The organism is Enterobacter sp. BWH64, assembly GCF_001037645.1.
Lineage (GTDB): Bacteria > Pseudomonadota > Gammaproteobacteria > Enterobacterales > Enterobacteriaceae > Enterobacter > Enterobacter hormaechei_C.
Genome location: NZ_KQ089922.1, coordinates 61,142 through 75,095, shown reverse-complemented (window position 1 = coordinate 75,095; position 13,954 = coordinate 61,142). Strand labels below are relative to the sequence as shown.

The following is a 13,954-nucleotide window of genomic DNA, read 5'->3' as shown; positions in this document are numbered from 1 at the left end:
ACATTATTTCCCCGCGAGCTAATTATGTTAATGCTATTTCTCACCGTGGCGTTAGTGCACATCGTGGCGCTGATGAGCCCTGGCCCTGACTTTTTCTTCGTGTCACAAACGGCCGTCAGCCGCTCCCGCAAAGAGGCAATGATGGGTGTGCTCGGTATTACCATGGGCGTCATGGTCTGGGCGGCGGTTGCGCTGCTCGGTCTGAACCTGATCCTGGCGAAAATGGCGTGGCTGCATAACATCATCATGGTCGGCGGCGGTCTGTACCTGTGCTGGATGGGCTACCAGATGCTGCGCGGGGCGCTGAAGAAAGAAGAGAAAAAGCCGGAAGAGCCAAAGGTTGAGCTGGCAACGGGCGGCCGTAGCTTTGTGAAAGGGCTGCTGACCAACCTGGCGAACCCGAAAGCGATTATCTACTTCGGCTCTGTGTTCTCGCTGTTTGTAGGGGATAACGTCGGCGCGGGCGCGCGCTGGGGGATCTTCCTGCTGATCGTTGTTGAGACGTTCGCCTGGTTTACCGTTGTGGCAAGCCTGTTTGCCTTACCGGCGATGCGTCGCGGCTACCAGCGCATCGCGAAGTGGATCGACGGCTTTGCCGGCGCGCTGTTCGCCGGCTTCGGCATTCATCTCATCATTTCTCGCTAAGCATGACGCGCTGACGCAAGCAGCGCGCCAACCAGCATAAACAGCGAACCAAAGACTTTGTTCAGGGCCTTCATCTGTTTAGGCCCTTTGATCCACGCCGCAATTCGCTGCGCCAGCGTCGCGTAACCAATCATCACAATGATATCGACAATAATGGTGGTCGCGCCCAGCACCACGTACTGCATCACCTGTGGCTGATGCGGCACGATAAACTGCGGGAACAGGGCGGCGAGGAACACGATGCTTTTCGGGTTGGTCAGGTTAACGAACACCGCGCGTTTAAACAGGTGGCCGCGTGTTTGCGTCCGGGAGAGCGTATGCAGATCAATCGAGCCTGCGGCGCGCCACTGCTGAATACCCAGCCAGATAAGATACGCTGCGCCAGCCCATTTCAGCACCTCGAAGGCCAGCACCGAACGGGAGAACAGCGTGCCCAGACCAATCCCCACCAGCACAATATGAATGCCAAGCCCGGTCTGTAAACCGGCGATTGACGCCGCCGCGCCGCGATAGCCGTGATTAATGGAAGTGGTCATGGTGTTGATTGCGCCCGAGCCAGGTGAAAGGCTGAGGATGATGGATGTCAGCAGGTAGGCGAACCACCATTCGAAGGTCATTTGAAACTCCCGGATCGTCTGTTTTTATGCCACAATACGCTATTGTTGAGTCATTTTGTGACCGGTGACGAAAAAAACGATATTCCCTGAATTACGGGGGGTGGAAACCCAATGTTTCAGCAGAAAAAGGACTGGGAAACACGAGAAAACGCATTTGCTGCTTTCTCCATGGGGCCGCTGACCGATTTCTGGCGCCAGCGTGAGGAAGATGAGTTTATGGGCGTCGGGGAAATCCCGGTACGCTTCGTTCGTTTCCGTGATGAAAAAAATGACCGGGTGATTGTGGTCTGCCCCGGGCGCATCGAAAGCTATATCAAATATGCCGAGCTGGCGTATGACCTGTTCCATCTGGGCTTTGATGTGTTAATTATCGACCATCGCGGGCAGGGGCTTTCCGGCCGGATGTTGCCGGATACCCATCGCGGCCACGTGGATAACTTCAGCGATTACGTCGACGATCTGGCCGCGTTCTGGCAGCAGGAAGTGGAGCCCGGACCGTGGCGCAAGCGTTATATTCTTGCCCACTCCATGGGGGGCGCGATCTCGACGTTGTTTTTGCAGCGCCATAAGCACCAGTGTGACGCCATTGCGCTGACCGCGCCGATGTACGGCATTGTGATACGTTTTCCTGACTGGATGGTGCGCCATCTTCTCGACTGGGCTGAGGGCCATCAGCGCATTCGAGAAGGCTATGCCATCGGAACAGGACGCTGGCGGGCATTGCCGTTTGCCATCAACGTCTTAACCCATAGTCGGCAGCGTTATCGCCGCAACCTGCGTTTTTATGCCGATGAACCGCGTCTGCGGGTCGGCGGCCCTACCTGGCACTGGGTGCGGGAAGGTATTCATGCCGGTGAGCAGGTGCTGGCGGGCGTAGGCGATGATGACACGCCGACGCTCCTGATCCAGGCGGAAGAAGAGCGTGTGGTGGATAACCGCATGCATGACCGCTATTGTGAACTTCGCGCCGCTGCGGGCCATCCCTGTGAAGGGGGTAAACCGCTGGTCATCAACGGTGCGTACCATGAGATCCTTTTTGAAAAGGACGCTATGCGCTCAGTCGCGCTCAACGCCATTGTTGAATTTTTCAACAGGCATAACTGATTATTGTTTTCCACCAGAGGTTGAAATCCCTATGTACCAGGTTGTTGCATCTGATTTAGATGGCACGCTGCTTTCCCCCGACCACACCCTGTCGCCTTATGCGAAAGAGACCTTAAAACTCCTGACTGCCCGTGGCGTGAACTTTGTCTTCGCCACTGGCCGCCACCACGTGGACGTGGGGCAGATCCGCGATAACCTGGAGATCAAGTCGTACATGATCACCTCCAACGGTGCGCGCGTACATGACACGGACGGCAACCTGATTTTTACCCACAATCTCGATCGCGACATCGCCACCGATTTGTTCGGCATTGTGCATAACAACCCGGATATCGTCACTAACGTTTACCGCGACGACGAGTGGTTTATGAACCGCCACCGCCCGGAAGAGATGCGCTTTTTCAAGGAAGCCGTATTCCAGTACTCACTGTACGAGCCGGGTCTGCTGGAGCCGGAAGGGATCAGCAAGGTATTCTTCACCTGTGTAAATCATGAGGAGTTGCTGCCGCTGGAGCAGGCGATCAACGCCCGCTGGGGCGACCGCGTGAACGTGAGCTTCTCCACGCTGACCTGTCTGGAAGTGATGGCGGGCGGGGTGTCCAAAGGTCACGCGCTGGAAGCGGTAGCGAAACGGCTGGGCTTTGATCTGAAAGACTGTATCGCCTTTGGCGATGGCATGAACGATGCCGAGATGCTCTCCATGGCGGGTAAAGGCTGCATCATGCAGAACGCGCACCAGCGCCTGAAAGATCTGCACCCGGAGCTGGAAGTGATCGGCACCAACGGCGATAACGCTGTGCCTAAGTATCTGCGCAAACTGTTCCTTGAATAATCTTCAATTGATTGTTTATTGTTCAGATGTCAACTAAAGAGTTCGCTACAATGCCTCTCCTTCTTTCTGAGAGACAAGCATTGTGGCGCTACTCATTATCACCACTATCCTGTGGGCCTTCTCCTTTAGTCTGATTGGCGAATACCTTGCCGGATCGGTCGACAGCTACTTCTCGGTACTGATGCGCGTGGGGCTGGCGGCGCTGGTGTTCCTGCCGTTCCTGCGTACCCGCGGGCAGTCGCTAAAAACGATACTGCTGTACATGCTGGTAGGCGCGATGCAGCTCGGCATCATGTACCTGTTCAGCTTCCGGGCCTACGTTTACCTGTCCGTCTCGGAATTTCTGCTCTTCACCGTGCTGACGCCGCTCTACATCACGCTGATTTATGACTTGCTCAGCAGGCGCCGTTTGCGCTGGGGATATCTGCTGAGCGCTGCGCTGGCAGTCATTGGCGCGGCGATTATTCGCTATGACAAGGTAAGCGATCACTTCTGGACCGGGCTGATGTTCGTCCAGCTCGCCAACATTAGTTTCGCCATCGGCATGGTGGGCTACAAACGCCTGATGGAGACCCGCCCTATGCCGCAGCATAACGCGTTTGCGTGGTTCTATATGGGCGCGGCGATTGTCGCGGTAGCGGCGTGGTTTCTGCTCGGCAATCCGCAAAAGCTGCCGACCACCTCCGTGCAGTGGAGCGTTCTGGTCTGGCTGGGCGTGGTGGCGTCGGGGCTGGGCTATTTTATGTGGAACTACGGCGCTACGCAGGTAGACGCCGGAACGCTGGGGATCATGAACAACGTGCACGTGCCGGCGGGGCTACTGGTGAACCTCGCCATCTGGCAGGAGCAGCCGCACTGGCCGAGTTTCCTTATTGGGGGAACGGTGATCCTGGCTTCGCTGTGGGTACATCGCCGCTGGGTCGCTCCGCGCTCCGCACAAACGGAAGATGGTCGCACGCGTGGTTCCGCGCTGAGCGAATAAACGCTTCCGTAATCGGCTGACGCTGCTCGCCGTCGCGCACGGCGGCGTACAGCCGGCTCCACAGTCCTTCACCCAGGGTTTTGGTGACCACCAGACCCTGGCGTTCAACCGTCTCGACCACCCAGTGCGGCAGCGCCGCAATCCCCATTCTGGCCGCCACCATCTGAATTAACAGCAGCGTGTTATCCACGCTTTTCAGCTGTGGGCTGATGCCCGCGGGTTGCAGGAAATGGCGCCAGATATCCAGACGACTGCGCTGTACCGGGTAAATCAGCAGCGTCTCCGTTGCCAGATCTTCCGGCGTGATACGCGTTTTAGCGGCCAGCGGATGGTCCGGGGCCAGCACCAGACGCACCTCAAAATCAAACATTGGCGAATAGTGCAGACCGCTGCGCGGCAGAATATCTGAGGTCATCACCAGATCCAGCTCACCCTGCTGAAGCGACGGCTGCGGATCAAACGTGACGCCGGATTTGAAGTCCATCTCCACCTGCGGCCACTTCTGGCGGAAGTTCTCAAGCGCGGGGGTCAGCCACTGAATACAGCTGTGACACTCAATGGCGATGCGCAGGGTGGTCTGCTGCGGCTCGTTGCAGGACTGCAACGCGCTGGCAATCTGCGGCAGCACCTGGTTCGCCAGCTGAAGCAAAATTTCGCCCTGCGGCGTAAAGCGCAAAGGCTGGCTCTTGCGCACAAAAAGACGGAAGCCGAGGCGTTGTTCCAGATCGCTGAACTGGTGAGAAAGGGCAGACTGAGTCTGGTGCAGCGTGGCCGCTGCCGCCGCAAGAGAACCGCAGTTCCGCAACGCTTGTAGCGTTTTCAGGTGTTTAATCTCGATCATGAAAGTCCTTCACTTCGCCATGAACATTTTGCGCTTGAGGAATATACAGTACCTGCCAATTATAGAAGTGTAAACATCTGGACGTCTAAATAACGAATTTCTACAAGGGGTATGCCATGACAATCCGCACTCACACTCTCGGTTTCCCTCGCGTTGGTCTGCGTCGCGAGCTGAAAAAAGCGCAAGAAAGCTACTGGGCGGGTAACGCCACCCGCGAAGAACTGCTGGCGGTGGGGCGCGAGCTGCGCGCGCGTCACTGGGATCAGCAAAAACAGGCGGGCGTAGACCTGCTGCCGGTGGGCGATTTCGCCTGGTACGACCATGTTCTGACCACCAGCCTGCTGCTTGGCAACGTGCCGGCTCGTCATCAGAACAACGATGGATCGGTGGATATCGATACCCTGTTCCGCATCGGCCGTGGCCGCGCGCCAACGGGTGAGCCAGCGGCAGCGGCGGAAATGACCAAGTGGTTTAACACTAACTATCACTATATGGTGCCGGAGTTCGTTAAGGGCCAGCAGTTCAAACTGACCTGGACCCAGCTTCTGGATGAAGTGGACGAAGCGCTGGCGCTGGGTCACCAGGTGAAACCCGTGCTGCTGGGGCCGGTCACCTACCTGTGGCTGGGCAAAGTGAAAGGCGAGCAGTTCGACCGCCTCAGCCTGCTGAACGATATTCTGCCGGTTTATAAGCAGGTGCTGATTGAGCTGGGTAAGCGCGGTATTCAGTGGGTGCAAATCGATGAACCGGCGCTGGTGCTTGAGCTGCCACAGGCGTGGCTGGATGCCTTCAAACCGGCGTATGACGCGCTCACGGGCCAGGTGAAGCTGCTGCTGACCACCTATTTCGAGGGCGTAACGCCGAACCTCGACACCATTACCGCGCTGCCGGTTCAGGGTCTGCACGTTGATCTCGTTCACGGCAAAGACGATGTGGCAGAGTTGCACAAGCGTCTGCCTGCGGAGTGGCTGCTCTCTGCCGGTCTGGTGAATGGTCGTAACGTCTGGCGTGCCGATCTCACCGGGAAATATGCACAAATCAAGGACATTGTCGGTAAACGTGAATTGTGGGTAGCCTCTTCCTGTTCCCTGCTGCACAGCCCGATCGACCTGAGCGTGGAGACCCGACTCGACCCTGAGGTGAAAAGCTGGTTTGCCTTTGCCCTGCAAAAGTGTGAGGAGCTGGCTCTGCTGCGCGACGCGTTGAACAGCGGCGACACGGCAGCGATTACCGACTGGAGCGCCCCGATCCAGGCGCGCCGTCACTCGACGCGCGTGCATAACCCGGCGGTGGAAAAACGTCTGGCGGCCATCACTGCCCGGGACAGCCAGCGCCAGAGCCCGTATGAAGTGCGCGCCGAAGCCCAGCGTGCGCGCTTTAACCTGCCCGCATGGCCGACCACAACCATCGGCTCCTTCCCGCAGACTACCGAGATCCGCGGCCTGCGCCTGGACTTCAAAAAGGGCAATCTGGATGCGAATCACTACCGCACCGGCATTGCGGAGCACATCAAACAGGCGATCGTCGAGCAGGAACGTCTGGGTCTGGACGTGCTGGTGCACGGCGAGGCCGAGCGTAACGATATGGTGGAATACTTCGGTGAACACCTGGACGGCTTTGTCTTTACCCAGAACGGCTGGGTGCAAAGCTACGGCTCCCGCTGCGTGAAGCCGCCGGTGGTGATCGGTGACGTCAGCCGCCCGGAAGCGATCACCGTGGAGTGGGCGAAGTATGCCCAGTCTCTGACCGACAAACCGGTAAAAGGCATGCTTACGGGGCCGGTGACCATTCTCTGCTGGTCGTTCCCGCGTGAAGATGTATCCCGGGAAACCATCGCCAAACAGATCGCCCTGGCGCTGCGTGATGAAGTGGCGGATCTGGAAGCGGCGGGGATTGGCATCATTCAGATCGACGAACCGGCGCTGCGTGAAGGCTTGCCGCTGCGTCGCAGCGACTGGGATGCTTATCTGACGTGGGGCGTGGAGGCGTTCCGCCTCAACGCGGCCGTCGCGAAGGACGACACGCAGATCCACACCCACATGTGTTACTGCGAATTTAACGACATCATGGACTCCATTGCCGCGCTCGACGCCGATGTGATCACCATCGAGACCTCGCGTTCAGACATGGAGCTGCTGGAGTCGTTCGAAGAGTTCGACTACCCGAACGAAATCGGGCCGGGTGTGTATGACATTCACTCCCCTAACGTGCCGAGCGTGGAGTGGATTGAAACGCTGCTGCAAAAAGCCGCCCGGCGCATTCCGGCGGAACGCCTGTGGGTAAACCCGGACTGCGGCCTGAAAACTCGCGGCTGGCCTGAAACCCGCGCGGCGCTGGCGAACATGGTGCAGGCGGCGCAGAATTTGCGTCAGGCGTAGTGGGGCTGGATTGCCCGGTTGGCGCAGCCGCCACCGGGCTTTTTGTATTACGCTTTCTTCCCGCCGTACTGGCTGAACCACGCCAGCATTCTCTGCCAGCCATCTTTCGCCGATTCTGCGTGATAGCTCGGACGATAATCGGCATTAAACGCGTGTCCCGCATCCGGGTACACCACGATTTCGGCCTTCGCGTTTGCCGCCCGCAGCGCGTGGCGCATGGTCTCGACGGTATCAAGCGGAATGCCGGTATCCTGGCCGCCATACAGCCCTAGCACCGGGGCATTTAAATCGGTGGCGATATCAACCGGATGTTTCGGCGAGTTCAGGGTCTTTTCACCCACCAGTTTACCGTACCAGGCCACAGCGGCTTTCAGCTGCGGATTGTGCGCGGCATACAGCCAGCTAATGCGTCCGCCCCAGCAAAAGCCGGTCACCATCAGACGGTGCGGGTCGCCACCGTTGCGCGCCGCCCAGCTGGCAACGTGGTCGAGATCGGCCAGCACCTGCGCGTCCGGCACTTTGCTGACCAGGTTGCTGAACAGCGTCGGGATGTCGCTGTAATCATTCGGATCGCCCTGACGGAAATAGAGTTCCGGCGCAACGGCCAGGTAACCTTCCAGCGCCAGACGGCGGCAGAGGTCGCGAATATGTTCATGAACGCCAAATATTTCCTGCACCACGATCACGATGGGCAGCGGGCCATCGGCGGATTTTGGCCGCGCGTGGTACGCTGGCATGTTCTCTCCCTGGGAGGGAATGGAGGTCTCGCCTGCGGTAATGGCCTCTTCAGGGGTTGAGACGATGGTTGAAGCATGCGGGGCCGCAGCAGGTGCAAAACCGATTTTTTCAGTCATGGCATTCTCCGTACCAATGAATGGATTAGCGCAAAGATAAATATAGACACCAGGTTAACAATCCACAGTGCCTTATAGCGTCTATCTTTTGTGCAGCACCCGGCGATATAACTTGTTAATGTGATGTGAATCACTATTTTATGGAAATTAACTGCAATCATTTTCATTCATGGTGAGGTGTATCACGAAATAATGCACATTGCTTCTGTAAAGTACCGTTTTACTTCTTCTGACAAACCGACCCACAGAGGAGTCACCTATGTCTAAGTCTGATGTTTTTCATCTCGGCCTCACTAAAAACGATTTACAAGGGGCTACGCTTGCTATCGTCCCTGGCGATCCTGAGCGTGTGGAAAAGATCGCCGCGCTGATGGATAAGCCGGTTAAGCTGGCAGCGCATCGCGAATTCACCACCTGGCGCGCAGAGCTGGACGGTAAAGCGGTGATCGTGTGCTCTACCGGTATTGGTGGCCCGTCTACCTCTATCGCCGTTGAAGAGCTGGCGCAGCTGGGCATTCGTACTTTCCTGCGCATCGGCACCACAGGCGCCATTCAGCCGCACATCAACGTGGGCGACGTGCTGGTTACCACCGCATCCGTGCGTCTGGACGGGGCAAGCCTGCACTTTGCACCGATGGAATTCCCGGCAGTGGCCGATTTCGAATGCACCACCGCGCTGGTTGAAGCCGCGAAGTCCGTGGGCGCCACCACCCACGTGGGCGTAACTGCCTCTTCCGATACCTTCTACCCGGGCCAGGAGCGTTACGACACCTTCTCTGGTCGCGTGGTGAGCCGTTTCAAAGGCTCCATGGAAGAGTGGCAGTCGATGGGCGTCATGAACTACGAAATGGAATCTGCGACGCTGCTGACCATGTGCGCAAGCCAGGGTCTGCGTGCCGGTATGGTGGCGGGCGTTATCGTCAACCGTACTCAGCAGGAGATCCCGAACGCTGAAACCATGAAGCAGACTGAAAGCCATGCGGTGAAAATCGTGGTTGAAGCGGCGCGCCGCCTGATCTAATTCTCTCTTCAGTGCTGAAAGGCCGACATGCTCGGCCTTTTCTTTTTGCGTAACGCCTCGCAGGAAAACCCTTTCAAACTGGACGTTCATACAGCACAATTCTATTTTGTGCGGTAATACGTTGATGCAGGGGGCATTGTGGATATCTCAATCCTGATTTATGCAGTGATTGCGCTGGTGAGCGTGGGAATTGGCTGGCTCATTTCCGGCTACCAGCATGCGCAGCAGAAAGCCGAACAGCTGGCAGAGCGCGAGGAGATCGTCGCTGAACTTAGCGCGACGAAACAACAGCTTGCGCTGAGTGACTACTGGCGCGACGAATGCGAACTGCTCAATAACGAACTGCGCAATCTGCGTGATATCAATACCTCGCTGGAGGCCGATCTCCGTGAAGTGACCACCCGTCTTGAGTCCACCCAACTGCACGCCGAAGACAAAATCCGTCAGATGATCAACAGCGAGCAGCGTCTTAGCGAGCAGTTTGAGAACCTCGCGAACCGCATTTTTGAGCACAGCAATCGCCGCGTGGATGAGCAGAACCGCCAGAGCCTGAACAGCCTGCTGACGCCGCTGCGTGAACAGCTGGACGGCTTTCGCCGTCAGGTACAGGACAGCTTTGGTCAGGAAGCCCGCGAACGCCACACGCTGGCGCATGAAATTCGTAATCTCCAGCAGCTGAATGCGCAGATGGCGCAGGAGGCGGTTAACCTGACGCGCGCACTGAAAGGTGATAACAAAGCGCAGGGAAACTGGGGCGAAGTGGTCATGACGCGCGTGCTGGAGGCCTCTGGCCTGCGCGAAGGATACGAATACGAAACGCAGGTCAGCATTGAGAACGATGCGCGATCGCGGATGCAGCCGGATGTCATTGTTCGTCTGCCTCAGGGCAAAGATGTGGTTATCGACGCCAAAATGACGCTGGTGGCCTATGAGCGCTACTTCAACGCGGAAGATGACTACACCCGCGAAACAGCGTTGCAGGAGCACATCGCCTCCGTGCGTAACCATATCCGTCTGCTTGGCAGAAAAGATTATCAGCAGTTGCCGGGGCTGCGATCGCTGGATTATGTGCTGATGTTCATTCCGGTCGAGCCTGCCTTCCTGCTGGCGCTCGACAGACAGCCCGAACTGATCACCGAAGCGCTGAAAAATAACATTATGCTGGTCAGCCCCACCACGCTGCTGGTGGCGTTACGTACCATTGCCAACCTGTGGCGCTATGAGCACCAAAGCCGTAACGCGCAGCAGATTGCCGATCGCGCCAGCAAGCTGTACGACAAAATGCGGCTGTTTGTGGACGATATGTCCTCGGTGGGGCAAAGCCTCGATCGCGCGCAGGATAACTACCGCCAGGCGATGAAAAAACTCTCCTCCGGGCGTGGCAATTTGCTGGCGCAGGCGGAGGCGTTTCGCAGCCTGGGGGTGGAAGTTAAACGCGAGATTAATCCGGAACTGGTGGAGCAGGCTACGGCTCAGGACGAAGAGTTTCGTCTGCGTGAAGGCGACGGTGAGCAAAATAGCCGCAATGAAGACAACGATTTAGCGGCAAATTTATCCCCCGAAGCACAGCCGGCGCGTTTCTTTCACGGTGGTTGAAACGTAGGGCAAATGCGCCCAATCTGTTACACTTCACGAACATTTGACTGATTAGCAGGCTCTGAGATGGTTGACGATTCACAAGACACAACGCACTTTGGCTTTCAGACTGTCGCCAAAGCGCAGAAAGCTGACATGGTGGCCCACGTATTTCATTCCGTGGCGGCGAAGTACGATGTGATGAATGATTTGATGTCATTTGGCATTCATCGCTTGTGGAAGCGCTTCACTATTGATTGCAGCGGCGTGCGCCGTGGACAAACGGTGCTGGATTTAGCCGGAGGCACAGGGGATCTGACCGCTAAATTCTCCCGTCTGGTTGGCGAAACCGGCCGCGTGGTGCTGGCGGATATCAACGACTCCATGCTGAAAATGGGACGCGAAAAGTTGCGTAACATCGGCGTGGTAGGCAACGTTGAATATGTTCAGGCCAACGCCGAAGCGCTGCCGTTCCCGGATAATACGTTCGACTGTATCACCATCTCTTTCGGTCTGCGTAACGTGACCGATAAAGATAAAGCGCTGCGCTCCATGTACCGCGTGCTGAAGCCGGGCGGCCGACTGCTGGTTCTCGAGTTTTCTAAACCGATTATCGACCCGCTGAGCAAAGCTTATGATGCCTATTCCTTCCACGTTCTGCCGCGCATCGGCGAGCTGGTGGCAAACGATGCAGAAAGTTACCGTTATCTGGCCGAGTCCATCCGAATGCACCCGGATCAGGACACGCTGAAAGCGATGATGCAGGATGCGGAGTTTGAAAACGTGGAATACTTCAATATGACGGCGGGTGTCGTCGCGCTGCATCGTGGTTACAAGTTCTGAGTGGAGGTTTCCCGTGCCCATTAAACCCTTAGTCACCGCTGGCATCGAGAATGTGCTGAATGCCTTTCTGTATCGCGCTCCGGCGCTGAAAACCGCACGTCAGCGGCTTAACGGAAAGGTGCTGCGCATCGTTTTAAAGGAGTTCTCGACGCCGCTTGTGTTGGTCTTCAGCGAACGCCAGCTTGACGTTCTGGGTGAGTGGGAAGGCGAGGCTGACTGCTCGGTGATTACGCACATGAGCGTATTGCCAAAACTGCGTGACCGTCAGCAGATGACGGCGCTTATTCGCAGCGGTGAGCTGGAGGTCGAAGGCGATATTCAGGTGGTACAGAACTTCGTTGCATTCAGCGATCAGGCTGAATTCGACCCGGCGGAACTGCTGGCGCCCTATATCGGCGACATCGCGGCTGAAGGTATAAGCAAAACGCTGCGCACGGGTTCCGCTTTCCTGCGTAAAGGTCTGCTCCGTCAACAGCGCTACGCTGCCGAGGTGCTGACCGAAGAGTGGCGTATGGCGCCGGGGCCTTTAGAAGTCGCCTGGTTTGCAGAAGAGACCGCGGCAGTTGAGCGCGCAGTTGATGCGTTAACCAAACGGCTGGAAAAACTGGAGGGCAAATGACGCCTGGTGAAATTCGGCGCCTCTATTTTATCGTTCGCACCTTTTTGAGCTACGGGCTCGACGAGCTTATCCCCAGAATGCGTATCACCCTGCCGCTTCGGCTTTGGCGTCGCACGCTATTCTGGATGCCGAATCGCCATAAGGATCAGGAGCTGGGCGCACGCCTGCGTCTTGCGTTACAGGAGCTGGGCCCGGTCTGGATCAAGTTTGGGCAGATGCTCTCAACACGTCGCGACCTTTTCCCACCGCAGATTGCCGATCAGCTCGCGCTATTGCAGGACCGCGTTGCTCCGTTTGACGGAGAGAGAGCGAAGAAACAAATCGAAGAAGCGATGGGCAATATCCCCATCGAGACCTGGTTTGATGATTTCGATATTCAGCCCCTGGCCTCTGCCTCTATTGCGCAGGTTCACACCGCGCGCCTGAAGGAAAATGGCAAAGAGGTGGTCATCAAAGTGATTCGTCCGGATATCCTGCCGGTTATCAAAGCAGACATGAAGCTGATTTATCGCCTGGCTCGCTGGGTGCCGCGTCTGTTGCCGGATGGTCGCCGTCTGCGTCCGCTGGAAGTGGTTCGGGAATACGAAAAAACGCTGATTGACGAGCTTAACCTGCTGCGTGAATCGGCGAACGCCATTCAGCTGCGTCGAAACTTTGAAGACAGCCCGATGCTGTATGTTCCTGAAGTCTATTCTGACTATTGCAGTCAGAACATGATGGTGATGGAACGTATCTACGGTATTCCGGTCTCGGATGTTGTTGCGCTGGAAAAGCAGGGCACCAACATGAAGCTGCTGGCCGAGCGTGGCGTGCAGGTCTTCTTTACTCAGGTTTTCCGCGACAGCTTCTTCCATGCAGACATGCATCCGGGCAACATTTTCGTCAGCTATGAGCACCCGGAAGATCCGAAATACATCGGCATCGACTGCGGTATTGTCGGCTCGCTGAATAAAGAGGATAAGCGCTACCTCGCAGAGAACTTTATCGCTTTCTTCAATCGCGACTACCGTAAGGTGGCCGAGCTGCACGTGGATTCAGGCTGGGTTCCGCCAGATACCAACGTGGAAGAGTTTGAATTTGCGATCCGCACCGTCTGTGAGCCGATTTTTGAAAAGCCGCTCTCGGAGATCTCTTTCGGACACGTCCTGCTCAACCTGTTCAACACCGCACGCCGTTTCAATATGGAAGTGCAGCCACAATTAGTTTTACTTCAGAAAACATTACTTTACGTTGAGGGCGTAGGCCGCCAGCTCTATCCTCAGTTAGACTTGTGGAAAACCGCGAAACCGTTCCTCGAATCCTGGATTAAGGATCAGGTCGGTATTCCAGCCCTGGTTCGCTCGCTTAAAGAGAAAGGCCCGTTCTGGATTGAAAAAATGCCTGAAATTCCTGAACTGGTTTACGACAGTTTGCGTCAGAGCAAGAACCTTCAGCACAGCATGGATAAAATCGCGCACGAGCTTCAATCCAGTCGCGTGCGTCAGGGGCAGTCCCGCTATCTCTTCGGAATTGGCGCGACGCTGCTGATAAGCGGCACGTTGCTGTTGATCAATCGTCCGGACTGGGAAATGATGCCAGCCTGGATTATGGCTGCCGGTGTGGTTGTCTGGCTTGCTGGCTGGCGAAAAACGCGCTGAATTAGC

At 56.7% G+C, this 13,954-nt stretch carries 13 protein-coding genes; 10 read left to right on the top strand and 3 right to left on the bottom strand.

What is annotated here, in order from left to right; genetic code table 11:
• Positions 1-24: 24 nt before the first annotated feature.
• Positions 25-645, top strand: a complete 621-nt coding sequence (rhtC, locus tag SK50_RS00375) for a threonine export protein RhtC (RefSeq protein ID WP_006179256.1) — start codon at positions 25-27, stop codon at positions 643-645.
• On the opposite strand, the gene rhtB is transcribed toward rhtC, so the two are convergent.
• Positions 642-1,262: a homoserine/homoserine lactone efflux protein gene (gene rhtB, locus SK50_RS00370; protein WP_006812363.1), complete on the bottom strand. Its 621-nt coding sequence runs from the start codon at positions 1,260-1,262 to the stop codon at positions 642-644. The two genes, rhtC and rhtB, sit on opposite strands and share 4 nt — an antisense overlap.
• 111 nt (positions 1,263-1,373) lie before the next feature.
• On the opposite strand from rhtB, the gene pldB reads away from it, so the two are divergent.
• The 3 genes from pldB to SK50_RS00355 all read left to right on the top strand — a co-directional run bounded on the left by pldB (position 1,374) and on the right by SK50_RS00355 (position 4,180).
• Entirely contained in the window at positions 1,374-2,366 is a 993-nt protein-coding gene (gene pldB / locus SK50_RS00365; protein WP_045343862.1) for a lysophospholipase L2, read from the top strand.
• A 31-nt stretch (positions 2,367-2,397) separates the two neighbouring features.
• A complete protein-coding gene (yigL, locus tag SK50_RS00360; RefSeq protein WP_015570001.1) occupies positions 2,398-3,198 on the top strand; it encodes a sugar/pyridoxal phosphate phosphatase YigL in 801 nt (266 codons plus the stop codon).
• Between the two features lie 82 nt (positions 3,199-3,280).
• A complete protein-coding gene (locus tag SK50_RS00355; protein ID WP_023295736.1) occupies positions 3,281-4,180 on the top strand; it encodes a carboxylate/amino acid/amine transporter in 900 nt (299 codons plus the stop codon).
• Here SK50_RS00355 and metR read toward each other — a convergent pair.
• Positions 4,068-5,021, bottom strand: coding sequence for an HTH-type transcriptional regulator MetR (metR, locus tag SK50_RS00350; RefSeq protein WP_015570000.1), 954 nt, complete (start codon positions 5,019-5,021; stop codon positions 4,068-4,070). The two genes, SK50_RS00355 and metR, sit on opposite strands and share 113 nt — an antisense overlap.
• Positions 5,022-5,137: 116 nt before the next feature.
• On the opposite strand from metR, the gene metE reads away from it, so the two are divergent.
• Entirely contained in the window at positions 5,138-7,399 is a 2,262-nt protein-coding gene (gene metE, locus SK50_RS00345; RefSeq protein ID WP_023302905.1) for a 5-methyltetrahydropteroyltriglutamate--homocysteine S-methyltransferase, read from the top strand.
• A 47-nt stretch (positions 7,400-7,446) separates the two neighbouring features.
• On the opposite strand, the gene SK50_RS00340 is transcribed toward metE, so the two are convergent.
• Complete coding sequence (locus SK50_RS00340) at positions 7,447-8,253, bottom strand: dienelactone hydrolase family protein (protein ID WP_023302906.1); 807 nt, start codon at positions 8,251-8,253, stop codon at positions 7,447-7,449.
• Positions 8,254-8,512: 259 nt separating this feature from the next.
• Between SK50_RS00340 and udp the strand changes: the two genes are divergently transcribed.
• From udp to ubiB, 5 genes are all read left to right on the top strand, one after another.
• Positions 8,513-9,274, top strand: coding sequence for a uridine phosphorylase (gene udp, locus SK50_RS00335; RefSeq protein ID WP_003860792.1), 762 nt, complete (start codon positions 8,513-8,515; stop codon positions 9,272-9,274).
• A gap of 138 nt (positions 9,275-9,412) precedes the next feature.
• Positions 9,413-10,870 (top strand): DNA recombination protein RmuC, encoded by a 1,458-nt coding sequence (gene rmuC, locus SK50_RS00330; protein ID WP_048228959.1) that lies wholly within the window; start codon positions 9,413-9,415, stop codon positions 10,868-10,870.
• A 66-nt stretch (positions 10,871-10,936) separates the two neighbouring features.
• Positions 10,937-11,692 (top strand): bifunctional demethylmenaquinone methyltransferase/2-methoxy-6-polyprenyl-1,4-benzoquinol methylase UbiE, encoded by a 756-nt coding sequence (gene ubiE, locus SK50_RS00325; protein ID WP_003860790.1) that lies wholly within the window; start codon positions 10,937-10,939, stop codon positions 11,690-11,692.
• A 13-nt stretch (positions 11,693-11,705) separates the two neighbouring features.
• A complete protein-coding gene (locus SK50_RS00320) occupies positions 11,706-12,311 on the top strand; it encodes a ubiquinone biosynthesis protein UbiJ (RefSeq protein ID WP_048228957.1) in 606 nt (201 codons plus the stop codon).
• Positions 12,308-13,948 (top strand): ubiquinone biosynthesis regulatory protein kinase UbiB, encoded by a 1,641-nt coding sequence (ubiB, locus tag SK50_RS00315; protein ID WP_015569998.1) that lies wholly within the window; start codon positions 12,308-12,310, stop codon positions 13,946-13,948. The genes SK50_RS00320 and ubiB overlap by 4 nt, the downstream gene beginning before the upstream one ends.
• Positions 13,949-13,954: the final 6 nt, after the last annotated feature.

Excerpts from the sequence above, each read along its gene's own strand:
- rhtC (WP_006179256.1), top strand. The coding sequence starts at position 25 with ATGTTAATGCTATTTCTCACCGTGGCGTTAGTGCACATCGTGGCGCTG.
- rhtB (WP_006812363.1), bottom strand. The coding sequence starts at position 1,262 with ATGACCTTCGAATGGTGGTTCGCCTACCTGCTGACATCCATCATCCTC.
- pldB (WP_045343862.1), top strand. The coding sequence starts at position 1,374 with ATGTTTCAGCAGAAAAAGGACTGGGAAACACGAGAAAACGCATTTGCT.
- yigL (WP_015570001.1), top strand. The coding sequence starts at position 2,398 with ATGTACCAGGTTGTTGCATCTGATTTAGATGGCACGCTGCTTTCCCCC.
- metR (WP_015570000.1), bottom strand. The coding sequence starts at position 5,021 with ATGATCGAGATTAAACACCTGAAAACGCTACAAGCGTTGCGGAACTGC.
- metE (WP_023302905.1), top strand. The coding sequence starts at position 5,138 with ATGACAATCCGCACTCACACTCTCGGTTTCCCTCGCGTTGGTCTGCGT.
- SK50_RS00340 (WP_023302906.1), bottom strand. The coding sequence starts at position 8,253 with ATGACTGAAAAAATCGGTTTTGCACCTGCTGCGGCCCCGCATGCTTCA.
- udp (WP_003860792.1), top strand. The coding sequence starts at position 8,513 with ATGTCTAAGTCTGATGTTTTTCATCTCGGCCTCACTAAAAACGATTTA.
- ubiE (WP_003860790.1), top strand. The coding sequence starts at position 10,937 with ATGGTTGACGATTCACAAGACACAACGCACTTTGGCTTTCAGACTGTC.
- ubiB (WP_015569998.1), top strand. The coding sequence starts at position 12,308 with ATGACGCCTGGTGAAATTCGGCGCCTCTATTTTATCGTTCGCACCTTT.